9 protein-coding genes and 1 pseudogene are annotated in these 10659 nt (G+C 64.8%); 6 read left to right on the forward strand and 4 right to left on the reverse strand.

Annotated elements, in window-relative coordinates; all coding sequences use genetic code 11:
- Positions 1 to 70: 70 nt before the first annotated feature.
- Positions 71 to 1267, forward strand: a complete 1197-nt coding sequence (locus tag F6S12_RS19460) for an HD-GYP domain-containing protein (protein WP_169893738.1) — start codon at positions 71 to 73, stop codon at positions 1265 to 1267.
- Positions 1268 to 1270: 3 nt separating this feature from the next.
- Here F6S12_RS19460 and bkdR read toward each other — a convergent pair whose 3' ends face one another.
- The gene (gene bkdR, locus F6S12_RS19465; RefSeq protein ID WP_011060831.1) at positions 1271 to 1759 is read right to left on the reverse strand and encodes a Bkd operon transcriptional regulator BkdR; all 489 of its coding nucleotides are present in this window, start codon (positions 1757 to 1759) and stop codon (positions 1271 to 1273) included.
- 196 nt (positions 1760 to 1955) lie between these two features.
- Here bkdR and F6S12_RS19470 point away from each other — a divergent pair, with 196 nt between their 5' ends.
- From F6S12_RS19470 to F6S12_RS19490, 5 genes are all read left to right on the forward strand, one after another.
- Positions 1956 to 3191: a 3-methyl-2-oxobutanoate dehydrogenase (2-methylpropanoyl-transferring) subunit alpha gene (locus F6S12_RS19470; protein ID WP_065363800.1), complete on the forward strand. Its 1236-nt coding sequence runs from the start codon at positions 1956 to 1958 to the stop codon at positions 3189 to 3191.
- Between the two features lies 1 nt (position 3192).
- Positions 3193 to 4251, forward strand: a complete 1059-nt coding sequence (locus F6S12_RS19475; protein ID WP_011060829.1) for an alpha-ketoacid dehydrogenase subunit beta — start codon at positions 3193 to 3195, stop codon at positions 4249 to 4251.
- The gene (locus F6S12_RS19480) at positions 4252 to 5556 is read left to right on the forward strand and encodes a dihydrolipoamide acetyltransferase family protein (protein ID WP_053150929.1); all 1305 of its coding nucleotides are present in this window, start codon (positions 4252 to 4254) and stop codon (positions 5554 to 5556) included. It begins immediately after the preceding gene.
- A 3-nt stretch (positions 5557 to 5559) separates the two neighbouring features.
- Complete coding sequence (gene lpdA, locus F6S12_RS19485) at positions 5560 to 6951, forward strand: dihydrolipoyl dehydrogenase (RefSeq protein ID WP_053157866.1); 1392 nt, start codon at positions 5560 to 5562, stop codon at positions 6949 to 6951.
- A gap of 278 nt (positions 6952 to 7229) precedes the next feature.
- Complete coding sequence (locus tag F6S12_RS19490) at positions 7230 to 8249, forward strand: branched-chain amino acid aminotransferase (protein ID WP_011060826.1); 1020 nt, start codon at positions 7230 to 7232, stop codon at positions 8247 to 8249.
- Positions 8250 to 8346: 97 nt separating this feature from the next.
- On the opposite strand, the gene F6S12_RS19495 is transcribed toward F6S12_RS19490, so the two are convergent.
- The 3 genes and pseudogenes from F6S12_RS19495 to F6S12_RS19505 form a co-directional block, all read right to left on the reverse strand.
- The gene (locus F6S12_RS19495; RefSeq protein WP_065363798.1) at positions 8347 to 9045 is read right to left on the reverse strand and encodes a hypothetical protein; all 699 of its coding nucleotides are present in this window, start codon (positions 9043 to 9045) and stop codon (positions 8347 to 8349) included.
- A gap of 12 nt (positions 9046 to 9057) precedes the next feature.
- Positions 9058 to 9951, reverse strand: coding sequence for a TIGR03915 family putative DNA repair protein (locus F6S12_RS19500; RefSeq protein WP_315869228.1), 894 nt, complete (start codon positions 9949 to 9951; stop codon positions 9058 to 9060).
- Positions 9948 to 10659, reverse strand: a pseudogene (locus F6S12_RS19505) (biotin synthase); the annotation flags it as partial. The gene F6S12_RS19500 and the pseudogene F6S12_RS19505, both read right to left, overlap by 4 nt.

Raw genomic sequence — 10659 nt, forward strand, 5'->3', positions numbered from 1 at the left:
GTTATCGATCAGCCAGCCCGGGCCGCCTCTTGGCGCCCGGGCCGGTCTGAATCAGGTGGGGGGCTCGACCGTGCTCAAACTCATTTCCGTGCAGCAGTTGCAGATGGGCATGTATATCCACCAGTTCTGCGGTTCGTGGCTGGACCATTCGTTCTGGAAAGCCGGCTTCGTGCTCAATAGCCACGCCGACCTGCAGCGCCTGCGCCAGTCCAATGTCAGCAGCCTGTGGATCGACTCGGACAAGGGCCTGGACCTGCCGGCGAACCCGCAGCCCAGCGCGCCGGCCGCCCAGCCGCCGCTCAAGAGCGAAGCCCCGCTGCGGGTCGAGCGGGCCGAGGAAATCCAGCGTGCGCTGAAGATCTGCGCCCACTCCAAGAAGGCGGTGATGCAGATGTTCCAGGAGGTGCGCATGGGCCAGGCCATCGAGCTGGTCCAGGTGGACGATCTGGTGCACAACATCTCCAGCTCGCTGCTGCGCCACCCCGACGTGCTGATCAGCCTGGCCCGGCTCAAGACCGCCGACGACTACACCTACATGCACTCGGTGGCGGTCTGCGCGCTGATGGTGGCGGTGGCCCGGCAACTGGAGCTGCCGGTGGAGCAGGTGCACCAGGCCGGAGTCGCCGGGCTGCTGCACGACATCGGCAAGCTGACCATCCCCGACAGCATCCTCAACAAACCGGAAAAACTCTCCGCCGACGAGTTCGAGCGGGTCAAGCTGCACCCTGCCGCCGGTGGTGCCATCCTGCGCCAGAACCCGCAGCTGGACGCGCTGGTGCTGGATGTGTGCCTGCACCATCACGAAAAGATCGACGGCAGCGGCTACCCGCACCATCTGGCGGGGGAGCAGATCAGTCTGTTCGCACAGATGGGCGCGGTCTGCGACGTGTATGACGCCGTGACCTCGACCCGCCCCTACAACCGTGGCTGGGACCCGGCCGAAGCCTTGCAGCGCATGTCCGGCTGGACCGGGCATTTCGGCCCGCGGGTGTTGCAGGCCCTGGTCAAGTGCGTGGGCATCTACCCGGTGGGTTCCCTGGTGCGCCTGAACAGCGGCAAGCTGGCGGTGGTCCTGGAGCAGAACAGCGAGTCGCTGCTGCTGCCCAAGGTCAAGGTGTTCTTTTCCACACGCTCGAAGATGCCCCTGCCGCAACGAGTGCTGGACCTTTCACGGCTGCAGGGCGAGGAACACATCGTCGCCCGGGAAGCGCAAGAGGCCTGGGACTTCAAGCAACTGCAACAGCTGTGGAGCGAGGTCCCGGCCTGAACCTCAGGTGCCCAGGGTCAGGCCGTTGGCCGGCAAGGGCAGCGCGGTCTTGTAGCGCACCTGCTTGAGGGCGAAGCTGGAACGGATATTGGCCACCCCGGGGACCTTGGTCAGGAAGTCCATCATGAAGCGTTCCAGGGACTGGATGCTGGGCACCAGCACCCGGATCAGATAGTCCGGATCACCGGCCATCAGGTAGCACTCCATCACCTCCGGGCGGTCGGCGATGGCCTCCTCGAAGTGCTGCAGGGCCTCTTCCACCTGCTTCTCCAGGCTGACGTGGATGAACACATTGACGTGCAACCCCAACAGGTCGGCATCCAGCAGGGTCACCTGCTCGCGGATCAGCCCCAGCTCCTCCATGGCCTTGACCCGGTTGAAGCACGGGGTGGGCGAAAGATTCACCGAGCGGGCGAGGTCAGCGTTGGTGATGCGGGCATTCTCCTGAAGACTGTTGAGAATGCCGATATCGGTACGGTCCAGTTTGCGCATGAGACAAAACAACCTGTTTTTTATGTTTATGCAGATTTTTTATCTGCAAATACCGTCCAGCGCAATGAAACAGAGATAAATATTCTTCTACGCCCGGCCTATGATGTTTGTAGGACAAGATTTCTCTTACCCAGGGAATGACTGTCAGCTAGCGCGCCCAATTACAAGAAATCCACAAGATCGAGCGTAGAAAGCCATGACCCCAGCGTATGCACCGCTACGCCTGCACGTTCCCGAGCCCTCGGGGCGTCCCGGCTGCAAGACCGACTTCACCTACCTGCGTCTGAACGATGCCGGCCTGGCCCGCAAACCTCCTATCGATATCGAACCTGCCGACTGCGCCGACCTGGCCCGTGGCCTGATCCGCGTGCTCGACGATCAGGGCAACGCCCTGGGCGACTGGGCCGCGGACGTGCCTGTGGAGATCCTCCGCCAGGGCATGCGCGCCATGCTCAAGACGCGGATCTTCGACAACCGCATGGTGGTCGCCCAACGGCAGAAGAAGATGTCCTTCTATATGCAGAGCCTGGGCGAGGAAGCCATCGGCAGTGCCCAGGCCCTGGCGTTGAACATCGACGACATGTGCTTCCCCACCTACCGCCAGCAAAGCATCCTGATGGCCCGGGAAGTGCCGCTGGTGGAGATGATCTGCCAACTGCTGTCCAACGAGCGCGATCCGCTCAAGGGGCGCCAGCTGCCGATCATGTACTCGGTGAAGGAATCCGGGTTCTTTACTATCTCCGGCAACCTGGCGACCCAGTTCGTGCAGGGCGTGGGCTGGGGCATGGCCTCGGCGATCAAGGGCGATACCAAGATCGCCTCGGCCTGGATCGGCGACGGCGCCACCGCCGAGTCGGACTTCCACACCGCCCTGACCTTCGCCCACGTCTACCGCGCACCGGTGATCCTCAACGTGGTCAACAACCAGTGGGCGATCTCCACCTTCCAGGCCATCGCCGGCGGTGAAGCCACCACCTTCGCCGGACGCGGCGTGGGCTGCGGCATCGCCTCCCTGCGGGTCGACGGCAACGATTTCATCGCCGTCTACACCGCCTCGCGCTGGGCCGCCGAACGTGCCCGCCGCAACCTTGGCCCGACCCTGATCGAGTGGGTCACCTACCGCGCCGGCCCGCACTCCACCTCCGACGACCCGTCCAAGTACCGCCCGGCCGACGACTGGAGCCACTTCCCCCTGGGCGATCCGATTGCCCGTCTCAAGCAGCACCTGATCAAGATCGGCCAGTGGTCCGAAGAGGAACACGCCGCGGTCAGTGCCGAGCTGGAAGCCCAGGTCATCGCCGCCCAGAAGGAAGCCGAGCAGTACGGCACCCTCGCCGGCGGCCAGATCCCCAGCGCCGCGACCATGTTCGAGGATGTCTACAAGGACATGCCCGAGCACTTGAAACGCCAACGCCAGGAACTGGGGATCTGAAATGAACGATCACAACAACAATATCCAGCTGGACACCGCCATGACCACCACCACCATGACCATGATCCAGGCCCTGCGCTCGGCCATGGATGTGATGCTCGAGCGTGACGACAACGTCGTGGTGTTCGGCCAGGACGTGGGCTACTTCGGCGGCGTGTTCCGCTGCACCGAAGGCCTGCAGGCCAAGTACGGCACCTCGCGGGTGTTCGACGCGCCGATCTCGGAAAGCGGCATCGTCGGCGCGGCCATCGGCATGGGCGCCTACGGCCTGCGCCCGGTGGCGGAAATCCAGTTCGCCGACTACGTCTACCCGGCCTCGGACCAGATCATTTCCGAAGCCGCGCGCCTGCGCTATCGCTCCGCCGGCCAGTTCACCGCGCCCATGACCCTGCGCATGCCTTGCGGCGGCGGCATCTACGGCGGGCAGACCCACAGCCAGAGCATCGAGGCGATGTTTACCCAGGTCTGCGGCCTGCGCACCGTGATGCCGTCCAACCCCTACGACGCCAAGGGCCTGCTGATCGCCTCCATCGAGAACGATGACCCGGTGATCTTCCTCGAACCCAAGCGCCTGTATAACGGCCCCTTCGACGGCCACCACGATCGCCCGGTAACCCCCTGGTCGAAACACCCGGCGGCCCAGGTACCGGACGGCTACTACAAGGTCCCCCTGGACGTGGCGGCCATCGCCCGCCCGGGCAAGGACGTGACCATCCTCACCTACGGCACCACCGTCTATGTGTCGCAAGTGGCGGCCGAGGAAACCGGCATCGACGCCGAGGTCATCGACCTGCGCAGCCTGTGGCCCCTGGACCTGGACACCATCGTCAAGTCGGTGAAGAAGACCGGCCGTTGCGTGGTGGTGCACGAAGCCACCCGTACCTGCGGTTTCGGCGCCGAACTGGTGTCGCTGGTGCAGGAACACTGCTTCCACCACCTGGAAGCCCCGATCGAGCGCGTCACCGGTTGGGATACGCCGTATCCCCACGCGCAGGAGTGGGCATATTTCCCAGGGCCGTCCCGAGTGGGCGCGGCGCTGCAACGGGTCATGGAGGTCTGAATGGGCACGCACGTTATCAAGATGCCGGACATCGGCGAAGGCATCGCGGAAGTTGAACTGGCGCAGTGGCACGTCAAGGTCGGCGATCAGGTAGTGGAAGATCAGGTTCTGGCAGACGTGATGACCGACAAGGCGATGGTCGACATCCCCTCCCCGGTGCACGGCAAGGTCATCTCCCTGGGCGGCGAGCCCGGTGAAGTGATGGCGGTGGGCAGCATCCTCATCAGCATCGAGGTCGAAGGCGCGGGCAACCTCAAGGAATCCGCCCAGGCAGCCGCACCGGCGGCAAAAGAGCCGGCAGCTATTAATAAGCCCGTGGCCGCCGCGCCAGTGGCCCAAGCCCCCAAAGCGGAAAAACCCGTCGCCAGTCCAGCAGCAGCCTGCCGCCCAGCGCCCCAGGCACCGGTGGCCCGGGAAGCCGACGAGCGTCCGCTGGCCTCGCCGGCGGTGCGCAAGCATGCCCTGGACCTGGGCATCCAGCTGCGCCTGGTGCAAGGCAGCGGCCCGGCCGGGCGCATCCTGCACGAAGACCTGGACGCCTACCTGGCCCAGGACAGCCAGCCGCTCAAGGGTTACTCGGCGCCAGGGGCCGGCTATGCCGAGCGCCATGATGAAGAGCAGATCCAGGTCATTGGCATGCGCCGCAAGATCGCCCAGCGCATGCAGGAGTCCAAGCATCGCGCCGCGCACTTCAGCTATGTCGAGGAAGTGGACGTCACCGCCCTGGAAGAGCTGCGCATCCACCTCAATGAAAAGCACGGCGCCACCCGCGGCAAGCTGACCCTGCTGCCGTTCCTGGTGCGGGCCATGGTAGTGGCCCTGCGCGACTTCCCGCAGATCAACGCCCGCTATGACGACGAAGCCCAGGTCATCACCCGCCACGGCGCGGTGCATGTCGGGGTCGCCACCCAGAGCGACGTCGGCCTGATGGTACCGGTGGTGCGCCACGCCGAAGCCCGCAGCCTGTGGGGCAACGCCGAGGAAATCGCGCGCCTGGCCCAGGCCGCTCGCAGCGGCAAGGCCGCCCGGGATGAACTCTCCGGTTCCACCATCACCCTCACCAGCCTCGGCGCGCTGGGCGGGATCGTCAGCACGCCGGTGCTGAACCTGCCGGAAGTGGCGATTGTCGGGGTCAACCGCATCGTCGAGCGGCCCATGGTGATCAAGGGCCAGATCGTGATCCGCAAGATGATGAACCTCTCCAGCTCCTTCGATCATCGGGTGGTCGACGGCATGGACGCTGCGCAATTCATCCAGGCCATTCGCGGCCTGCTCGAACAACCCGCCACGCTGTTTGTGGAGTAAGACATGCAACAGACTCTCAATACCCAACTGTTGATCATCGGCGGCGGCCCTGGCGGTTATGTGGCGGCCATCCGCGCCGGCCAGCTGGGCATCTCCACCATTCTGGTGGAGGGCCAGTCCCTGGGCGGCACCTGCCTGAACATCGGTTGCATCCCGTCCAAGGCGCTGATCCATGTCGCCGAGCAGTTTCACCAGACCCGCCACCACAGCCAGGGCTCGGCCCTGGGCATCGAAGTGGCGGCGCCAACCCTGAACATCGGCAAGAGCGTGGAATGGAAGGACGGCATCGTCGACCGCCTGACCACCGGGGTCGCCGCGCTGCTGAAGAAAAACAAGGTCCAGGTGATCCAGGGCTGGGCCAGGGTCATCGACGGCAAGACCGTGGAGATCGAAGGCGCCGATACCCGCATCCAGTGCGAGCACCTGCTGCTGGCCACCGGTTCGAAAAGCGTCAACCTGCCGATGCTGCCCACCGGCGGGCCGATCATTTCCTCCACCGAGGCCCTGGCACCCAAGACCCTGCCCAAGCGCCTGACCGTGGTCGGCGGCGGCTACATCGGCCTGGAACTGGGCATCGCCTACCGCAAGCTCGGGGTCGAGGTCAGCGTGGTGGAGGCCCAGGAACGCATCCTGCCCGCCTACGACGGCGAACTGACCCAGCCGGTGCTGGACTCGGTGAAGCAGTTGGGGATCAAGCTCTACCTCAAGCACAGCGTGCTGGGCTTCGATGCCGCCAGCAGCAGCCTGCAGGTACGCGAACCCAATGGCGACACCCTGAACCTGGCCACCGACCAGGTACTGGTGGCGGTGGGCCGCAAGCCCAACACCCAGGGCTGGAACCTGGAAAGCCTGAACCTGGACATGAACGGCGCGGCCATCAAGATCGACCACCGTTGCCAGACCAGCATGCGCAACGTCTGGGCCATCGGCGACCTGAGCGGTGAGCCGATGCTCGCGCACCGGGCCATGGCCCAGGGCGAGATGGTCGCCGAGCTGATCGCCGGCAAGCACCGGGAATTCAACCCGGCAGCGATCCCCGCGGTGTGCTTCACCGACCCGGAACTGGTGGTGGTGGGCAAGACCCCGGACGAGGCCCGCGCTGCCGGCCTGGATTGCATCGTCAGCAGCTTCCCGTTCGCGGCCAATGGCCGGGCCATGACCCTGGAATCGAAAAGCGGTTTCGTGCGGGTGGTGGCCCGAAGTGACAATCACCTGATTGTCGGCTGGCAGGCAGTGGGAGTCGGAGTCTCCGAGTTGTCCACGGCGTTCGGCCAATCCCTGGAAATGGGCGCGCGCCTGGAAGACATCGGCGGCACCATCCACGCCCACCCGACCCTGGGTGAAGCGGTCCAGGAAGCGGCGCTGCGGGCACTGGGCCACGCCCTGCATCTGTAACCATTCAAGGGGCACACAGGACAGTGCCCAGGTAGGAGCGCGGCTGGCCCGCGAAAGGGCCAGCGTGGACAGCCAAGCGGCCTTCGCGAGCAAGCTCGCTCCTACAGGGGTATGGGGCTGTTAGGGGGGAAGCTTCATAAGCAGGCTAAGTTTTTTTTGCGCCCCCTCCCATCGTCCGGGATGCGGCACGCCCCCGGAATGCAGTATTGTTGTGCCCATCCAAAAAAACGTCAGAAGCCTTGAGCCGTTCCGACGGTTGTTAAGCGATAGAGGGTGTCATGGGTAACGAAAGCATCAATTGGGACAAGCTGGGTTTTGACTACATCAAGACAGACAAGCGCTATCTGTCGCACTGGCGTAACGGCGAGTGGGACGCAGGCACCCTGACTGAAGACAATGTGCTGCACATCAGCGAGGGCTCCACCGCCCTGCACTATGGCCAGCAATGTTTCGAAGGCCTCAAGGCCTACCGCTGCAAGGACGGTTCGATCAACCTGTTCCGTCCGGACCAGAACGCCGCACGCATGCAGCGCAGCTGCGCCCGCCTGCTGATGCCGCAGGTCTCCACCGAACAGTTCATCGAAGCCTGCAAGGCCGTGGTCAAGGCTAACGAACGCTTCATCCCGCCCTACGGCACCGGCGGCGCGTTGTACCTGCGCCCGTTCGTGATCGGCGTCGGCGACAACATCGGCGTGCGCACCGCGCCGGAGTTCATCTTCTCGATCTTCGCCATCCCGGTCGGCGCCTACTTCAAGGGCGGCCTGACCCCGCACAACTTCCTGATCTCCAGCTACGACCGCGCGGCGCCTCAGGGCACCGGCGCGGCCAAGGTCGGTGGCAACTACGCCGCCAGCCTGATGCCCGGCGCCCAGGCCAAGAAGGCCAGCTTCGCCGACTGCATCTACCTCGACCCACTGACCCACAGCAAGATCGAGGAAGTGGGTTCGGCCAACTTCTTCGGCATCACCCATGACGACAAATTCGTCACCCCCAACTCGCCATCGGTACTGCCGGGCATCACCCGCCTGTCGCTGATCGAGCTGGCCAAGACCCGCCTGGGCCTGGAAGTGGTCGAAGGCGACGTGTTCATCGACAAGCTGGCGGACTTCAAGGAAGCCGGTGCCTGCGGTACTGCCGCGGTGATCACGCCGATCGGCGGCATCGAGTACCAGAACAAGCTGCACGTGTTCTACAGCGAAAAAGAAGTCGGCCCGATCACCCAGAAGCTCTATAAAGAGCTGACCGGTGTGCAGACCGGCGACGTCGAAGCGCCAGCGGGCTGGATCGTCAAGGTCTGATTCCCCCCCTGCTTCAGCCGAGCCCGCCCCTGCTTGCCAGGGGCGGGCTTTTTCATGCCTGGAATCTGCAGAATGCCAGCCGAAGGAGGGGCTCCCCTCAGAGGCTGATACCGAACAACATCAGCACCTGTTGCGTTCCATCCACCACCAGCAGCGCGGCCTGGGATGCCATCAAGGTGTAGAAAAAGCTCGCGATCAACACGCAGAGCTCGAACCAGACGAACATCGGCCAGTTGCTGGCGCGCAGCGGCCGTTCCTGCATGAGCTGCCTCACGCCGTTGCGTGGCAGGTGATAGACGATCTCGAACACCTTGGTCTCGCGAAAATTCTTAAACACTGCATACATCACGGCAAAGCCGGTGACAGCCGCCATCCACCAGAAACCGACCAGTTCCACCCCGCTCTGCCCCTGGGACTGGAGGCTGGCGCTCTGTTGAAAAAAATGCATGCCCACCGCTGAAACCAAAGGCATCACGACCCCGAAGTAGACCACCAGCCCCAGGCTGGCCATGGCCACACCGCTGGCAAAGACACTGATGCGGATCACCCAGGCGAGAAACCCGGGGGAAAACTTCGAATAGGCCCTCTGGGTCTCGATCACCAGCAAGGGGATCAGCATGGTCAGCACTCCAACCGCGATGTCCACGACCTTGAACCCGGTCTTGGGCAGCAGCAGCGCCGCCAGGAAGGTCACACCGCGGCTGCCCACCCGCCACATCATCTTCGCGTCGTCAGTCACTCCCTTCGACCAGAACTCCTCGGTAATGCCCTTGCCGTCATCCACGCCGTCATCCATTGGCTGCCTGCCTCATTGTTCAAAGCCGCCCATTGTCAGGGAAGGCCCTGGGGCCTGCCCAGCGCTATCGCCGCGCGGCTGGCCGATCCGCTTGCCTGGCCGTGCTGCCACCTGGCTGGCCTGCCCGTCGCGCTGCTTGCCGTGGCGAGCCTGGTTGATCAGTGCCGGAATCAGCGGCCCCTCCGGCAGGTGCTTCCAGAAGCGCGCCGGCAAATGCCCCTGCATCACCCGGGGGTTGAGCCGCGCCGGATTGAAGATATGGCTGTAGTAGGCCAGCCACAGCTCGCCCCCGGGGTCTTCACCGGCCTGGGCCAGTTGCCGCCAGGCGCTGGGGCAGCGCCTGTGGTGGTGCAGTTGCGTACCGTCGAAATACACCCCGTCCCGGGGCGTGGCGATCATCCAGCGGTGGCGCCCCATGCGCCCGATGAAATGCCGGCTGGCCTGGGCCAGGATGTCGTGGGCCGGCTCGTGCCAGGCCATGTATTCAGGCTGCTCGGCCAGCTGTGAGCGGCCCGCGGGCAAGCTGACGAAGCGCACGAAGGCATGCAGGTGATGGGCCTCGCGGTCGACTTGCTTGATTCGCCGCTGCAACTCGCTGCCCAGTTGATCGCCGCTGAGCATGGCCGTGCGGTCGCCATGGCTGACCCGCCACAGCACCTCGTACAACAGGCTCCAGCGCTGCTCGCCGCGATAGCAGGCGGCCCGTTCCAGCAGCTCCAGCAGGGCCAGGGGAATCCGCGCACGAAACGGACCGGGCTGCTCAGGGCAAGCCTCATCGCTGGCGAACAGATCGGCGTCCTGCGTCCCGGACCAACTGACCCGGCTCGGGTCGATGGAATGGCTGAGCAGCCAGCGCGCCTGCTGGCGCCAGGTGTCGAACAGGTCGTCACAGTCCAGGCTGATCATCCCCAAAGCCCCATCTGCTGCGGTTGCGGGCGTTCCCGCAGTTGCTGGTAGAGCAGCGCGCTGCTGGTCTCCGCCTGCTGCGGGTGATAGTCGCTGGTGATAAAGAACGGCCTGGCCTTGCTCAGCACACAGCGCATGCGCGCCAGGTCCTCGTAGCGGATACGCCGCTCGCGGCGCAGTTCCACCAGGCGCTGGGTAGTGCGCAGGCCGATCCCCGGAATGCGCGAGATCAGCGCCGGTTCGGCACGGTTCAGGTCCAGGGGAAACACGCTGCGGTTGTCTAGGGCCCAGGCCAGCTTGGGGTCCATGTCCAGGGCCAGGTGCCCCGGCCCCTGGAACAGTTCGTTGGCGCTGAAGCCATAGCCGCGCAGCAGGAAGTCGGCCTGGTACAGGCGGTGCTCGCGCATCAGCGGTGGCGCGGCCAGGGGTACGCTTTTCGGGCTGTTGGGAATCGGGCTGAAGGCCGAGTAATAGACCCGGCGCAGGCGGAAGTTGCCGTACAGCGCCTCGGCGCTGTGGAGGATGGTGCTGTCGTCGGTGTCATCGGCGCCGACGATCATCTGGGTGCTCTGCCCGGCCGGGGCGAAGCGCGGCGCCCGGGGCTCGTTGAGCACCGTCTGCTCGCCGGTATAGATGGTGCCCATGGCCTGCTTGATCGAACCCAGGTGCTTTTCCGGGGCCAGGGCCTTGAGGCCCTGGTCGGTGGGC

The sequence above is a fragment of the Pseudomonas sp. JV245A genome (assembly GCF_032424515.1).
Classification (GTDB): Bacteria; Pseudomonadota; Gammaproteobacteria; order Pseudomonadales; family Pseudomonadaceae; genus Aquipseudomonas; species Aquipseudomonas protegens.

Bases quoted from the DNA above. Each gene is read 5' to 3' on its own strand.
- lpdA (WP_053157866.1), top strand. From the start codon at position 5,560: ATGCAACAGACTCTCAATACCCAACTGTTGATCATCGGCGGCGGCCCT.
- F6S12_RS19490 (WP_011060826.1), top strand. From the start codon at position 7,230: ATGGGTAACGAAAGCATCAATTGGGACAAGCTGGGTTTTGACTACATC.
- F6S12_RS19500 (WP_315869228.1), bottom strand. From the start codon at position 9,951: ATGATCAGCCTGGACTGTGACGACCTGTTCGACACCTGGCGCCAGCAG.
- F6S12_RS19495 (WP_065363798.1), bottom strand. From the start codon at position 9,045: ATGGATGACGGCGTGGATGACGGCAAGGGCATTACCGAGGAGTTCTGG.
- F6S12_RS19475 (WP_011060829.1), top strand. From the start codon at position 3,193: ATGAACGATCACAACAACAATATCCAGCTGGACACCGCCATGACCACC.
- bkdR (WP_011060831.1), bottom strand. From the start codon at position 1,759: ATGCGCAAACTGGACCGTACCGATATCGGCATTCTCAACAGTCTTCAG.
- F6S12_RS19470 (WP_065363800.1), top strand. From the start codon at position 1,956: ATGACCCCAGCGTATGCACCGCTACGCCTGCACGTTCCCGAGCCCTCG.
- F6S12_RS19480 (WP_053150929.1), top strand. From the start codon at position 4,252: ATGGGCACGCACGTTATCAAGATGCCGGACATCGGCGAAGGCATCGCG.